A 14,335-nucleotide genomic window follows, 5' to 3' on the forward strand; every position below is an offset into this window, starting at 1 on the left:
GCAGAAGCCGGGGTGCGGGCCCTTCCCGTGTGCGCACGGCCTGCGCGGGCTGTCGGCTGCGCGGGCTGCCGGCCTGCACGGCCCGCTCGCCTGCCGGCTGCCCGGGCGGCCGGACCGCTCGCCGGCTCGCCGGCTCGCCCGTGCGGCCTACAGGAACGAGTTGATCTCGATCGTCTCGGTGCGGCCGGGGCCGACGCCGATCGCCGAGATCGGGGCGCCGGACATCTCCTCCAGCGCCTTCACGTAGGCCTGGGCGTTCTTCGGCAGGTCGCCGAAGGTCTTGGCCTTGGTGATGTCCTCGGACCAGCCCGGGAGCATCTCGTAGACCGGCTTCGCGTGGTGGAAGTCGGTCTGCGAGTAGGGAAGCTCCTCGACGCGCTTGCCGTCGATCTCGTACGCGACGCAGACCGGGATCTGCTCCCAGCCGGTCAGCACGTCGAGCTTGGTCAGGAAGAAGTCGGTCAGACCGTTCACGCGGGTCGCGTAGCGGGCGATGACCGCGTCGAACCAACCGCAGCGACGGTCACGGCCGGTGGTCACACCGCGCTCGCCACCGATGCGGCGCAGCGCCTCGCCGTCCTCGTCGAACAGCTCGGTCGGGAACGGGCCGGCGCCGACGCGGGTCGTGTACGCCTTGAGGATGCCGATGACGCGGCTGATCTTCGTCGGACCCACGCCCGCGCCGGTGCAGGCGCCGCCGGCGGTCGGGTTCGAGGAGGTGACGAAGGGGTACGTGCCGTGGTCGACGTCGAGCAGGGTGCCCTGGCCGCCCTCGAAGAGCACGACCTTGTCGTCGTCGAGCGCCTTGTTGAGGATCAGCGTGGTGTCCGCGACGTACGGCTTGATCTGCTCCGCGTACTGGAGCATCTCCTCGACGATCTGCGCGGCCTCGATGGCACGACGGTTGTAGAGCTTGGCGAGCAGCTGGTTCTTGCCCTCCAGCGCCGCCTCGACCTTCTGGGTGAGGATCGACTCGTCGTACAGGTCCTGGACCCGGATGCCGACACGGTTGATCTTGTCGGCGTAGGTCGGGCCGATGCCGCGGCCGGTGGTGCCGATCTTGCGCTTACCGAGGAACCGTTCCGTCACCTTGTCGAGGGTGACGTTGTACGGCGTGATCAGGTGGGCGTTGCCGCTGATCAGGAGCTTCGAGGTGTCGACGCCGCGCTCGTTCAGCCCACTCAGCTCGGAGAGCAGGACCGCCGGGTCGACGACGACGCCGTTTCCGATGACCGGGGTGCACCCCGGGGAGAGGATTCCGGAAGGGAGCAGGTGCAGCGCGTACTTCTGGTCGCCCACGACGACCGTGTGGCCGGCGTTGTTGCCGCCCTGGTAACGCACTACGTAGTCGACGGACCCACCGAGCAGGTCGGTGGCCTTTCCCTTGCCCTCGTCACCCCACTGAGCACCGAGCAGCACAAGTGCGGGCACAGGCGTACACCCCTTCCGGGCGGGGCAAGACCAAGGTCAGGGGGCCGACGCCGCCTCACCAATGTGCCCCGGAATAGACGAAGCCCCTGGCGCAATAGCGCAAGGGGCTCTTGCACAAAGAGACTACCCGAGGAAGGACCGAGGTGTCGGATCACGACCAGCTGCTGGTCATCGTCGACCCGGTCGCCCGCCGAATGGACGGCGAGTCCGTACGGATCGCGAAAGATGTGCTGTCAGCGGGCGCCGCAGCGAAGATCTGCCTGCCGGACAGCCCAGAGGAATTCTCCCGAGCCCTGTCCCGGCGCGGCTCCCGGCGCCCCGTCGTCCTCGGCGACGACCGCGCGCTGCTGCGCACCGTGACCCTGCTGCACCGCGAGGCGGCGGCAGGGCGGGCGGGCGTGGGCGGGGCGCTGGCCCTCGTGCCCATCGGCGCCCCCGACCGGCTGCGGACGGCCCACGCGCTCGGCGTGCCGCCGGGCACCGTGGCCGCCGCCCGGGCCGTCCTCGACGGCGCGGTGCGCCGGCTCGACCTGCTCGTCGACGACAGCGACGGCGTCGTCCTCGACCGCCTCGACGTCCCCGCCGCCCGCACGCTCGCCGTCGCGCCGCCCACCGTCTGGGACACCTGCCGCTCCCTGGTGCGCACCCTGGTCCGCCCGGCGCCGACGGCCCTCGCCGAGCGCACCCACCGGCAGACCCATCGGCTGCGGGTCGAGGCGGACGGGATGCTGCTCTGCGACGTCGACACGCCGGTGGAGGGGATCACGGCCCGCGCCCTGGGCGGCGCCGCCGCCCTGACCCTGGCCCCGGCCGGCGCCCCGCCGGTGCACGTCACCGCCCACACCCTGACCGTGACCGGCCCGGACTTCCGCTACCGCGCCGACACGACGGTCTCGGGCCCGGTCCGGCGCCGGACCTGGACGGTGCGGGCGGGCGCGTGGGGGCTGACAATTCCCGTGCCCACCTCGGCGGACACCGCATAGGCTCGGCCGCCGAGGTTCGGACGTGGGGGGATTCCTGTGGGCACGGAGGGCGGCTCTGCCGCGCTGTACGCGGCGGGTACGGAGGCGGCGCTGACGCGCTACCGGGAGCGGGCCCGCGGCTGGGCGGTCTGCGGACCGCTGACCGCCGTCGCGGGCGGCTGGGTGACCTTCAGCCCGTTCGACGACGGGCCGACGGGCTACGGCGGCCCGGGCCTGCTGGTGGTCGGCCTGGCCGCCGCCGCGCTCGGCCTCGGCGCCCTGTCCGCCGCCCGCCGCATCGAGGAGGCCCTGACCTCCCACCCGTGGACGCCCGTGGACGCCGTCGAGGTCTCGGCCGCCCGCGTGCCGGGCGCCGCCCCGACCCTGGTCGTCCGCGATCCCGCGTCGGGCGAGGCCCGGCCGCTGACCGTACGGACGGTCCCGTGGCGCCGCCACCTCGCGCGGCCCGACGCCCATGGCGAGCTGTGGTGGTGTGGCACCCCGGACACCGGCGGGGTCCTGACCCGCCCGGGCGGGGGCGACCTGCTGCGCGCGACGCCGGTGCGCGGAAGCGCCCGGGAGGTGCTGATCGGACGGGCGCCGAAGGCCTGGCCGACCGCCCGCCCCACCGCGGCCGGACCACGCACCGCGCCCGAGCCGGTCCGGGAGGGCGGGCCCCTCTCCCCGGCCGAGCCGGTCTCCGCGGACGGCCCCGTGGACGTGCCGGCCGGTGCCTCCGCCCCCGCCCGGCGCCGCGGGGCGTGGCGGTGGGTCGTCGTGGTGGGCGCGGTCATGCTCGGGTTCGCCCGCCTCTTCGAGATGTCCGTGGCGGACGACCCTCAGGTCGAGGTCACCGTGGAGGAGCGGCGCCCCGACGGCAGCTGCACGGTCACCTGGAAGGACCCCTTCGACAGCGTCCTGCGGTCGGGGCCGTACCCGTGCGCGCAGCACCCGGGGCGCCCCTTCGACAGCGGGCCGGAGACCGCGCACGTCGTGTCGTACGACCCGTGGAAGGGCGAGCTGTACAACGCGGACCGGGAGGGCACCAGGGCCTTCGTCGAGACCCGGGCGCTGAAGGTGCTCGGCGCGGTCACGCTGGGCATCGGGCTCGCCGGCGGCGCGGGCGAGCTGCTGCTCCGGCGCCGCCGAGCGGCCGCCGACGCGGTCGCCGACAGGGGCGCCCCGCGCGCTTAGGAGCGGTCCCGGTCCTCGGAGGTGTCCGGGTCCTGGGAGCCGTCCCGGTCCAGGGGGGTGTGCGGGTCCTGGGAGGTGTCCCGGGCGGCCCGCTGCACCCGCCAGCGGTCCATGATCCCGGACATCTCGCCGTGCAGGAAGGCGAAGAACTCGGCGGTCTCGGCGGTGCGGCGGCCTCCGGGGGTGTCGGGGCCGAGGAGTTCCGTGCCGTCGTGGAGGACTTTCTCCCAGCGGATGAGGACCTGGTCGCGCCGGGTGAAGGTCTCGTACCAGAGCTCGTTGTGGAGCACGTAGCGCTCGCGGCGGGTGCCGGGGTCGCGTTCGCGGCTGACCATGCCGACCTGGGTGAGGTAGCGGATGGCCCCGGAGACGGCGGCGGGGCTGATCTGCAGCTGCTCGGCGAGCTCGGCCGAGGTCGCGGAGGCCGTCTCGGAGGCGAGCAGCGCCGCGAAGACGCGGCTCGCCATGCGCTGCATGCCCGCCGCGGTCATCTCCGCGGCGAAGCGCTCCACGAAGCGGGAGACCGCCTCGTCGGTGCCGGGGACGCCCCTGCCCTCACCGGTCGTCGTCATCTCGCTCATCCTTCGACTTTATACGCTTCCTTAGCTTCCTCAGGTTCCTTAGATTCCTTAGGTTCACAAATTTGTGAAAGTAGCGTACGTTCTGAAGCATGACGAAGGCAATCAGCATCGCCGGGCTCCACAAGGCGTTCGGCCGCACCCAGGCGCTGGACGGCCTCGACCTCGCCGTCGAGACGGGCGAGGTCCACGGCTTCCTCGGCCCCAACGGCGCCGGGAAGTCCACCACCATCCGGGTCCTCCTCGGACTCCTGCGCGCCGACTCCGGCGCCGCCCGACTGCTCGGCCGGGACCCCTGGGCCGACGCCGTCGAACTGCACCGGCGGCTCGCCTACGTCCCGGGTGACGTCACCCTCTGGCGCAACCTCTCCGGCGGCGAGGTCATCGACCTCTACGGGCGGCTGCGCGGAGGACTCGACACGGCGCGCCGGGCCGCGCTGATCGAACGCTTCGAGCTCGACCCCACCAAGAAGGGCCGGACCTACTCCAAGGGCAACCGGCAGAAGGTCGCCCTCGTCGCCGCCTTCGCCTCCGACGTCGACCTGCTCGTCCTCGACGAGCCCACCAGCGGTCTCGACCCGCTGATGGAGGAGGTCTTCCAGAGCTGCGTGGAGGAGGCCCGCGACCGCGGCACCACCGTGCTGCTGTCCAGCCACATCCTCAGCGAGGTCGAGACCCTCTGCGACCGGGTCAGCATCATCCGCAAGGGCCGCACCGTCGAGTCCGGTTCGCTCGCCGAGCTGCGCCACCTCACCCGCACGAGCGTCGCCGCCGAACTCGCCGGCCCGCCCAACGGACTCGCCCGCCTCCCCGGCGTCCACGACCTCGACGTGCGGGGCGGCCGCGTCCGGCTCCAGGTCGACACGGACAAGCTCGACGCCGTCCTCCGGTCGCTCACCGAGTCCGGCGTCCGCAGCCTCACCAGCACGCCGCCCACCCTGGAGGAGCTCTTCCTCCGCCACTACACGGACGAAGAGGCGAACGCCCGATGAGTACGGTCAGCCTGGCCGGGACCGGGGCCCTCACCCGGCTCGCCCTGCGTCGCGACCGGCTGATGCTGCCGGTCTGGGCCCTGGTCACCGGCGGCATGGTCGCCAGTGGCGCCGGCTCCCTGGAGGGCCTCTACGGCACGGCCGCCCAGCGCGCCGAGCTCGCCGCCTCGATGACCGCCAACAGCTCGATGCGCTCGCTCTACGGCCCGGTCTTCGACGACTCCCTCGGCGCCCTCGTCGCCTGGCGCTTCGGCACCTTCGCCGCCGTCCTCGCGGCCGTGATGAGCCTGATCATCGTGGTCCGGCACACCCGCGAGGAGGAGGAGACGGGGCGTCAGGAGATGCTGTCCGCCGCAGCGGTGGGCCGCCGGGCCCCGCTGACCGCCGCCCTCCTCGCCGCGCTCACCGCCAACGCCCTCGTCGCGCTCGTCGTCACCGCCGGGCTCGCCGGACAGGGCGCGGCCGGAGCACTGGCGCTCGGCCTCGCGATCGGCGGCACCGGCATGGTCTTCGCGACCGCGGCCGCGATCGTCGCCCAGCTCACCGAGAGCGCCCGGCTCGCGAAGGGCCTGACGTCCGGTGTCCTCGGCCTGGCCTTCGTCCTGCGGGCGGCCGGCGACGCCGGTACGGCGGACGGGAGTTCGCCGCTCACCTGGCTCTCCCCCGTCGGCTGGGCCGAGAACGTCCGCGCCTTCGCCGGCGAACGCTGGTGGGTGCTGCTGCTGCTCGCCGCCGCGACCGCGGCGCAGACGGCGGTCGCGTACGTCCTGACCGCCCGCCGTGACGTCGGCATGAGCTTCCTGCCGACCCGCCCCGGCCCCGCCGCCGGACGGCTCGCGACCGCGGGTGCCCTCGCCTGGCGGCTCCAGCGCGGCACCCTGCTCGGCTGGGCGCTCGGCTTCCTGCTCGGCGGGCTCGTCTTCGGCGGCATGGTCGAGGGCGCGGCCGACATCGTCGGCGACAACGAACGGGCCCGGCAGATCTTCGAGCGGATGGGCGGCCAGAGCGCCCTCACCGACGCCTTCCTCGCCACCATGGTCGGCCTCTTCGGCATGGTCGCCGCCCTGTTCGCGGTCGGCGCGGTGCTCCGCCTGCACGGCGAGGAGACCTCGCAGCGCGCCGAGCCCCTGCTCGCCGCCTCCGTGGGCCGGCTGCGCTGGGCGGCCGGGCACCTGCTGGTCGCGTTCGCCGGATCGGCGCTGATCATGCTGCTCAGCGGGCTCGGCCTGTACCTCTCGTACGGCAGGGACCTCGGCCCGATCCTGGGCGCCTCGCTCGCCCAACTCCCCGCGGTCTGGACCCTGGCGGGCCTCGCGGTGCTGCTCTGGGGCGCCTTCCCGAAGGCCGCCGTGGGCGCCTGGGGCGTGGCGGGGGTGTGCCTGGCCCTCGGCTGGATCGGACCGGCGCTCGACCTGCCGCAGGCGGTCCTGAACCTCTCGCCCTTCGGGCACCTGTCGAAGCTCCCCGGCCAGGAGGCGGCCTGGACACCGGTGCTCGCCCTCACGGCCCTCGCCGCCGCCCTGCTCGTGGCCGGCCTGGCGGGGCTGCGCCGCCGGGACATGGCGAGCTGAGCCCCCGCCGCGGCCCGCACGGACTCCGGCCCTCCAGCGGCACGGGACCGGGCCGCACGGGCGGACCGTGCGGGATCCGGCCCCCGGCGGCGTGTCCGCCGGGGGCCGGGGCCGTCAGACCTCCACCAGCAGCTCCTTGAAGCCACGGATCACGTAGCCCGGCTTCCGCTCCGGCTCGGCAGCGAGCCGGAGGCCCGGCGCCTGGCGGAGCAACTCTCCGAAGACGGAACTGAGTTCGAGGCGGGCGAGCGGGGCGCCGAGGCAGTAGTGGATGCCGGCGCCGAAGGTGATGTGGGGGTTGTCGGCGCGGGTGAGGTCGAGCACCCCGGCGGTGGGACCGAAGCGGGCGGGGTCGCGGTTGGCGGAGCCGAAGAGCAGGGCGACCTCGGCTCCGCGCGGGATGACGACGTCGCCGAGCTCGATGTCGTCGAGGACCCAGCGCTCGAACATCTGGAGCGGGGTGTCGTAGCGCAGAAGCTCTTCCACAGCTGTGGACAACTTCTCGGGATCGGGATCCGGCCGGACCTCGTGCCCGAACAGCGTCCACCAGCCGTTGACCGTGGTGTTCACGGTCGCCTCGTGGCCCGCGTTGAGCAGGAGCACGCAGGTGGAGACCATCTCCTGCTCGGTCAGCCCGGCCACCCCGACCAGACCCGAGATCAGATCGTCCCCCGGATCCCTCCGTCGGCGGGCGATCAACTCCCGCAGATAGGAGGAGAATTCGAGGGAGGCGCGGACCGCGCGGCGGGCCGTCTCCTCCGAGGGGTTCAGCTCGAACATCCCGCAGATGTCGGCCGACCACGGGCGCAGCCGCCCCCGCTCCTCCGCGTCCTCGGGGATGCCGAGCATCTCGGCGATCACCGCCACGGGGAGTGGTTCGGCGACGGAGGCGAGGAGATCGCCGCCGCCGTCCGCGACCAGTCCGCCGACCAGCTCCGCGGCGAGCCGCCGGACCGTCGGGGTCAGGTTCTCCACCGTCCGGGGCGTGAACGCCTTCGACACGAGCCGCCGGATCCGGGTGTGGTCGGCGCCCTCCAGGTCGAGCAGACCGTGGTCGTTGAGGGTGTGGAACGGTTCGTGGGCGGCGTCCGGCGCCGCCCGCCCGAACTCCTCGTGGCCGAAGCGGTGCGTGTACGTACGGCCCAGGCGCCGGTCCCGGAGCAGCGCCGACACGTCCGCGTAGTGCGGGATCAGCCACTGGCGGGTCGGCCCGTACCAGTGGGCGCGGCCGGTGGCGCGAAGGCGCTCGTACGCGGGATAGGGGTCGGCGACGAACTCGGGCGACCAGGGATCGAAAGCGGCGGCAACGGAGTCAGCGGCGTCCATGGACGGACGCTACCGGCCGACCTCCACCAGGCGCGCCTCGTAGGCGAAGACCGCCGCCTGTGTCCGGTCCCGCAGCCCCAGTTTCACCAGGACGCGGCTGACGTGCGTCTTGATCGTGGACTCGGCGACGACGAGGTGGTCGGCGATCTCGGCGTTCGACAGGCCCTGCGCGATGAGGACCAGGACCTCCGTCTCGCGCTCGGTCAGCTCCCCGATCTGCGCGGTCGCGGGCGGCCGCGGGGAGGACGCGGCCGACCGGGCGAACTCGGTGATCAGGCGCTTGGTGACGGTCGGCGCGAGCAGCGCCTCGCCGGCCGCGACCACCCGGACGCCGTCCGCGAGCTGCCGGGCCGAGGCGTCCTTGAGCAGGAAGCCGGAGGCCCCGGCGCGCAGCGCCTGGTACACGTACTCGTCCAGGTCGAAGGTGGTCAGCACAAGCACCTTGGCGTCGGCGTTCGCCGCGACGATCTCGCGGGTGGCGTCGATGCCGTTGAGCTCCGGCATGCGGATGTCCATCAGGACCACGTCCGGCCGCAGCGCGGCGACCTGGGCGACGGCCTCGCGGCCGTTGACCGCCTCACCGACGACCTCGATGTCCGGCATGGCGCCGAGCAGCACCGAGAAGCCCTCCCGGACCATCATCTGGTCGTCGACGATCAGCACGCGGATCACGGCTGCGGCTCCTCACGGTCCAGGCCCACGGGGACGAAGACGGCGACCTCGTAGCCGCCGTCGGCGGTGGACTCGGCGGTCATCTCGCCGCCCAGCATCGTGACACGCTCCCGCATCCCCGTGATGCCGTGCCCGGCACCGGGGGACGGCTTGACGAGACCGCGGGCCGGACCGTTGACGACCCTGATCCCCAGGCCGCCGAGCACATGGCTGACCTCGACCTTCGCGGCGGCGCCCGGCGCGTGCCGCAGCACGTTCGACAGGGCCTCCTGGACGATCCGGTACGCGGACAGCTCCACACCCGGCGGCAGCTCGCGCACCGCGCCGGTCACGGTCATCTCCACGCCCAGGCCGGCCTCGCGCACGTTGGCGACCAGGCCGTCCAGGTCGGCGAGGGTGGGCTGCGGCGCGTCGGGCGCCTCGTAGTCCTCGGCCCGTACGACGCCGAGGATGCGGCGCAGCTCGGTGAGGGCGGCGACGGCGTTCTCGCGGATGGTGACGAAGGCCTGCTCCAGCTCCGGCGGCGGGTTCTCGACGCGGTACGGGGCGGCCTCGGCCTGGATCGCGACCACCGACATGTGGTGGGCGACGACGTCGTGCAGCTCGCGGGCGATGGTGGTGCGCTCCTCGAGCAGGGTGCGCTTCGAGCGCTCGACGGCGGTCACGCTCTGCTCGGCGGTGACCTGGCGGGCGGCATCGCGGCGGACCTGGAAGGTCGTGACGAGCAGGAGCAGGACCCCGGCGGTGAAGAGCAGCGGCAGGGCGTCGTTGTCGAAGCTCGGGCCGCTGAGGAAGACCGAGACGAAGAGCGCGTACCCGGCGGTGACCAGCCACATCCAGCCGGCGGTGCGCGGCCGGGTGCGCAGGGCCACGACGACGAGGACGACGAGATGCGCGGCGAACGAGTTCGGCGCCCACGGCCAGCCGTCGTAGGAGTCGCTCAGGTAGGCGATGAAGGGGGTGGAGACGAGGGAGGCCCAGAACGCGAGCACGGGGCGGAACAGGGTGAACAGCACGACCGCGGCCGGGACGACGGAGTACACGAACACGACCGGGCCGATGGCGTCCCGGGCCCGTTCGAAGCCGAGGAAGAAGACGATCAACGCGCTGAGGCCGACGAGGAGGTGCGGCAGCACGCCCAGTTCGTCGCGTATCCGCTCGGGCAGGAACCTGAGCCGCCCGCGCGACAGGTCCAGCCGTGGCAGCGGCCGGTAGGCGAAGGCGTCGCCGAGGAGGTCGGCGCGCAGACCGCCGAGCGCCTTCAGGGTCAGGCGGAGCTCGGGGCTGCGGCTCGTGTCGGTGGTCCGGGTCGAAGTCACCCGACCACCGTACGGGCGGGGCGGTGGCGCGGCGTCCGGCTGAGTGCGGATCCTGCGGCGTCCGTCTTGAGGACTACGCGGGCCACCGACGCCCGCTCTCCGTCACCACGCCAGCTGGGCGATCTCCTCCGCCACCACCGCGCACGCGTCCGCCGCCGGGTCGATCAGGGGGAAGTGGCCCACGTCCTCCAGCAGCGTGAAGCCGACCGTCTCGCCCGCCTTGGCCGCCGCGTCGACGTAGGCGTCGGCGACCGCCGGCGGGACGACGATGTCGGTGCGGCCCTGGACGACGGTGGTGGCGATGCCCGTCGGGAGCAGCAGGGCCGGGTCGGCATGGGCCGCGCGGGCGTCGAAGTCCGTCGTCCCGCCGAGGAGTTCGGTCACGGCGCCGCCGCACACCGCCAGTTCCGCCGCCCGCTCGAAGTGCGCGATCGGGGCGAGGGACACGACCCCGCGCAGGGCCGGGGCCGCGGGGAGGCGCCAGGGGGAGCCGGCGGGCAGGACGTGACGGGCGGCGGCCCACAGGGCCAGGTGGCCGCCCGCGGAGTGGCCGGTCAGGACCGTCCGGCGCGGGTCGGCCTGCGGCAGGTGCTCCGCCGCCAGGTCGTGCACGGCGTCCAGCGCCGCCGCCACGTCGTCGAAGGTCTCCGGCCAGCGGCCGGCCACCGGAGCCGCACCGCCCTGCCGCGGGATGTCGCTGCCGCGCCGGTACTCGACGTTCGCCACGGCGAAACCGCGCCGGGCCAGGAAGTCCACGAAAGGAGTCAGGTGCTGCCGGTCGTACGGGGCCCGCCAGGCACCGCCGTGCAGGGCGACGACCAGCGGTGCGCTCTGCCGGCCGTCGCGCGGGGCGTAGAAGTCCACCACCTGGTCGGGGTGCGCGCCGTACGCGGCGGAGGCGTCCGGGGCGACGGCCGGGTGCGAGAAGGCCGATGCTTCTTCGGCGGCATCGCGCGCGGCGGGGTCCGGCATGCTGCTTCCAACCTCTCCTCAGACAGGGCCGATTGGCCTGACCTGCGGGGACCGTATCAGGAGTACGGCCCCCACAGATCAGGCGATCAGGCGATGATCTGACCTATGCCGGAGGCATGCACGGCGGCCGTACCGGCGGCCGTGTCGCGGGGCCGGGCTACGCCGTGGCCGCGGGGATGTCCCGCAGGACCTCCGCGAGCACCCGCGCCGCCCGCTCCGCGTCCGCGAAGCCGACGTACAGAGGCGTGAAGCCGAACCGCAGGACGTCCGGACGCCGCAGGTCGCCCACCACGCCGCGGCGGATCAGCTCCGCCATGACGGCGGGCGCCTCGGCGCAGCGCAGTGCGACCTGGCTGCCGCGTTCCGCGTGCGCCTCGGGGGTCACGGAGACGACCCGGCCCTCGGGGGCGTAGGCCCGCACGCACTCCAGGAAGAAGTCCGTGAGGGCGAGGGACTTGGCCCGTACGTCCTCGATCCGCACCCCGTCCCACACGTCGAGCGCCGCCTCCAGGGCGGACATCGACAGGATGTCGGGGGTGCCGACCCGGCCGCGCAGCGCGCCTTCGGCGGCCCGGTAGCCCGGGGTCATCCCGAAGGGGTCGGCGTGCGAGTTCCAGCCAGGCAGCGGCGAGTCGAAGCGCCCCTGGTGCCGCTCGGCGACGTACAGGTACGCGGGCGCGCCGGGGCCACCGTTGAGGTACTTGTAGGTGCAGCCGATCGCCAGGTCGACGCCGTGCCGGTCCAGGCCGACCGGCAGCGCGCCGGCGCTGTGGCACAGGTCCCAGACGGCGAGCGCGCCCGCCGCGTGGAGCGCGGCGGTGACGCCGGGCAGGTCCTGGAGCCGGCCGGTGCGGTAGTCGACGTGGTTGACCAGGGCGAGGGCGGTGCGGTCGCCGACCGCGCCGGGTATCTCCGCGGGGTCGAGCGGCACGATCCGGTGACCGGTCAGGCGCGCCGCGGCCTCGGCGATGTACCCGTCCGTGGGAAAGGTCGTCGCGTCGACCAGGATCTCGTCCCGGCCCTCACCGGCGAGCCGGGCGCCCGCGACGACCGCCTTGAAGACGTTCACGCTGGTCGAGTCGCCGACCACGATCTGGCCCTCGGCCGCCCCGACGAGCGGGGCGATCCGGTCGCCGATCCGCTCGGGCGCGGTCCACCAGCCGGACTCGTCCCAGGAACGGATGCGCAGCTCGCCCCACTCGCGGGCGATGACGTCGGCCATGCGCGCGGGGACGTGCGCGGGCAGCGCGCCCAGCGAGTTGCCGTCGAGGTAGACGGTGGCGTCGAGGGCGAACTTCTCACGGTGCTTGCCCAGCTCGTCGGCGGTGTCGAGCGCCTGGGCGCGCTCCTCGAAGGTCTCAGACATGGCTGCGGGCCGTCCACAGCTCGGGGAACACGTTCTTCTGCGCCCGCTTCTCCAGCCAGGCCACGCCCGCCGAGCCGCCGGTGCCGGTCTTGGCGCCCATGGCGCGCCGGGTGGCCACCAGGTGGTCGTTGCGCCAGCGCCAGACCAGTTCGGCGACGTCGCTCAGCGCCTCGCCGAGGCGTACGAGTTCGGCGTTGGCGTCGGGGTCGGCGTAGATCCCGGCCCAGATCCGCTCGACCTCGGCGGAGGGCTCGTAGCGCAGCGCCCGGTCGCGGTCGAGGACCTCGGCGGGGACGGGCAGGCCGCGCCGGGCGAGCAGCCGCAGCGTCTCGTCGTAGAGGCTGGGCTCCTGGAGGGCCTTCTCCAGTTCGGCGTGGACGCGGGGCGCGCCGCGGTGCGGCACCAGCATCGACGCCGACTTCTCGCCGAGCAGGAACTCCATGCGCCGGTACATCGCCGACTGGAAGCCGGAGCCCTCGCCGAGGGCGCCTCGGTAGGAGTTGAACTGGGCGGGGGTGAGCTGGGCGAGCGGGCGCCAGGAGTGGTTGAGGGCCTCCAGCTCGCGGACGGAGCGCTTGAGGGCGTCCATGGCGGTGGGGAGGTCGTCGCCGCGCAGCGCACGGCCGGCGGTCTCCCACTCGTGGACGATCACCGTGAACCACAGCTCCATGACCTGGGTGGTGACCAGGAAGACCATCTCGCCGGGGTCGTCCGAGCGGAGGTGCTGGAGGTGGGTGAGTACGTCCGCCTGGACGTAGTCCTCGTACGGCGTGGTGCCCGCGAAGTCGAGGTTCGGCGCGTCTTCGGCGACCGCACCGGCTCCGGAGGCATCGGGAGAACCTTGGAAGGCTGACATTTCTGTCTCCTGGTACGAACTTCCAGGTAGCGGTCCGCTCCTCTCGGCCCTTCCGGCACGGGAGCCCCGGTCCCCTCGGGAGGCGGGCTTCGTCGCGCGGCCTCCCAAGCGCATCATGACACGATCGGACCCGTGATGTAGATCCCGTCTTCGTCATACGGATAAGCGTTCGAACGGCAGCCGTTCAAGCCCTTGATCTGCTGCATCATGACCGGTGCGAGCCTGCCCGGCCCCGGGCAGCCCATGTGCTGCCGGATGCCGATCTCGTGCCCGACCTCGTGGTTGATGATCAGATGCCGGTATTCGTGGGCCGGGCCGGCGAAGGTCGGGGAGCCGAGCATCCACCGCTTGAGGTTGACCACGACGCCGGAGGTGGTCTCGCAGTTCAGCTCGCCGTGGGTGTTCATGCCGTTGGCGGCGCAGAGCTTGTCGGCGGTGTCCGGGGTCGCGATCCGGATGACGAAGTCGGCGTCCTCCGTGACCAACTGGAAGCGGCCCCGGCCGTGCGCGGCCCAGCCCCGGGGATGGGCGAGGATCTGCTGGATCTCCTCGGCGGCCTCGCGGGCGGAGATGTCGACGCCGTCCTCGACCTGCACGCGGTAGCGGCGCAGCGAGCCGCCGCTGCCGACGGCCTCGCCCGCCGCCTGGGCGGTGGTGAAGCTCCCGGCGCCGACCTGCGGCACCGTCGTCCTCTTCGCCGTGGGCTTCGGTTTCGGCTTGGGCGTGGGCTTCGGGGGCGGCGTGGGTTTCGGCTTCGGCGGCGCCGGGGCCGGGGACTCCGCGGTGGCGGTCGGCGTCGGCGGGACGGCGGCGGTGTTCCGCCCGTCGTCCTGCCCCCGGAAGTGCGCCAGCGCGGCCCCGCAGCCGAGCGAGACCAGCACCAGGGCGAGCACGGGAAGGAGCAGCCGCCCCTTCGAGGACCGTTTTCTCCTGCTTCGTCGGCGACTGGCCGTCGCGGCACGCTTCCCCAAGACAGTTCCCCCCTGCATGCGGTCCGGAGGATCGTACCGACCCTTTCGAACGCGCTCGAACGGCACGGGAGGACGTGTCCGGATCGTCCCCACCCGGGAGGTGGGCACGATCCGGAGCGTCAGCG

At 73.4% G+C, this 14,335-nt stretch carries 13 protein-coding genes; 4 read left to right on the plus strand and 9 right to left on the minus strand.

The annotated features are described in order from the left end of the window. Positions 1 to 147: 147 nt before the first annotated feature. The gene (locus tag AB0M16_RS32145; RefSeq protein ID WP_365349259.1) at positions 148 to 1,431 is read right to left on the minus strand and encodes an adenylosuccinate synthase; all 1,284 of its coding nucleotides are present in this window, start codon (positions 1,429 to 1,431) and stop codon (positions 148 to 150) included. Positions 1,432 to 1,625: 194 nt separating this feature from the next. Here AB0M16_RS32145 and AB0M16_RS32150 point away from each other — a divergent pair, with 194 nt between their 5' ends. Next, entirely contained in the window at positions 1,626 to 2,414 is a 789-nt protein-coding gene (locus AB0M16_RS32150; RefSeq protein WP_365349335.1) for a diacylglycerol kinase, read from the plus strand. Positions 2,415 to 2,450: 36 nt separating this feature from the next. Continuing rightward, a complete protein-coding gene (locus AB0M16_RS32155) occupies positions 2,451 to 3,587 on the plus strand; it encodes a hypothetical protein (RefSeq protein WP_365349261.1) in 1,137 nt (378 codons plus the stop codon). Here AB0M16_RS32155 and AB0M16_RS32160 read toward each other — a convergent pair. Further along, positions 3,584 to 4,168 carry a MarR family transcriptional regulator gene (locus AB0M16_RS32160; protein WP_365349263.1) on the minus strand — a complete coding sequence of 195 codons (585 nt, stop codon included), beginning with the start codon at positions 4,166 to 4,168 and terminating at the stop codon, positions 3,584 to 3,586. The genes AB0M16_RS32155 and AB0M16_RS32160 overlap by 4 nt on opposite strands. 89 nt (positions 4,169 to 4,257) lie before the next feature. On the opposite strand from AB0M16_RS32160, the gene AB0M16_RS32165 reads away from it, so the two are divergent. Both AB0M16_RS32165 and AB0M16_RS32170 read left to right on the plus strand, forming a co-directional pair. Then, the gene (locus tag AB0M16_RS32165) at positions 4,258 to 5,157 is read left to right on the plus strand and encodes an ABC transporter ATP-binding protein (RefSeq protein WP_365349265.1); all 900 of its coding nucleotides are present in this window, start codon (positions 4,258 to 4,260) and stop codon (positions 5,155 to 5,157) included. Continuing rightward, positions 5,154 to 6,728, plus strand: a complete 1,575-nt coding sequence (locus AB0M16_RS32170; protein ID WP_365349267.1) for an ABC transporter permease — start codon at positions 5,154 to 5,156, stop codon at positions 6,726 to 6,728. Before AB0M16_RS32165 ends, AB0M16_RS32170 begins: the two co-directional genes overlap by 4 nt. A gap of 114 nt (positions 6,729 to 6,842) precedes the next feature. Here the strand turns inward: AB0M16_RS32170 and AB0M16_RS32175 are convergent, their stop codons facing one another. The 7 genes from AB0M16_RS32175 to AB0M16_RS32205 form a co-directional block, all read right to left on the minus strand. After that, positions 6,843 to 8,054, minus strand: coding sequence for a cytochrome P450 (locus AB0M16_RS32175; protein WP_365349269.1), 1,212 nt, complete (start codon positions 8,052 to 8,054; stop codon positions 6,843 to 6,845). A gap of 9 nt (positions 8,055 to 8,063) precedes the next feature. Further along, positions 8,064 to 8,726 carry a response regulator transcription factor gene (locus tag AB0M16_RS32180; RefSeq protein WP_365349271.1) on the minus strand — a complete coding sequence of 221 codons (663 nt, stop codon included), beginning with the start codon at positions 8,724 to 8,726 and terminating at the stop codon, positions 8,064 to 8,066. Then, on the minus strand, positions 8,723 to 10,045 hold the full coding sequence (locus AB0M16_RS32185; protein WP_365349273.1) for a histidine kinase: 1,323 nt from the start codon (positions 10,043 to 10,045) through the stop codon (positions 8,723 to 8,725). The genes AB0M16_RS32180 and AB0M16_RS32185 overlap by 4 nt, the downstream gene beginning before the upstream one ends. A gap of 102 nt (positions 10,046 to 10,147) precedes the next feature. Then, positions 10,148 to 11,017 (minus strand): alpha/beta hydrolase, encoded by an 870-nt coding sequence (locus AB0M16_RS32190; RefSeq protein ID WP_365349275.1) that lies wholly within the window; start codon positions 11,015 to 11,017, stop codon positions 10,148 to 10,150. A gap of 157 nt (positions 11,018 to 11,174) precedes the next feature. Next, on the minus strand, positions 11,175 to 12,383 hold the full coding sequence (gene kynU / locus AB0M16_RS32195; protein WP_365349277.1) for a kynureninase: 1,209 nt from the start codon (positions 12,381 to 12,383) through the stop codon (positions 11,175 to 11,177). After that, on the minus strand, positions 12,376 to 13,239 hold the full coding sequence (locus AB0M16_RS32200) for a tryptophan 2,3-dioxygenase family protein (RefSeq protein WP_365349279.1): 864 nt from the start codon (positions 13,237 to 13,239) through the stop codon (positions 12,376 to 12,378). The genes kynU and AB0M16_RS32200 overlap by 8 nt, the downstream gene beginning before the upstream one ends. Before the next feature lie 113 nt (positions 13,240 to 13,352). Further along, entirely contained in the window at positions 13,353 to 14,132 is a 780-nt protein-coding gene (locus AB0M16_RS32205) for a DUF3152 domain-containing protein (protein WP_365349281.1), read from the minus strand. Between the last annotated feature and the right edge of the window lie 203 nt (positions 14,133 to 14,335).

This window comes from Streptomyces sp. NPDC051921, assembly GCF_040680975.1.
GTDB lineage: Bacteria > Actinomycetota > Actinomycetes > Streptomycetales > Streptomycetaceae > Streptomyces.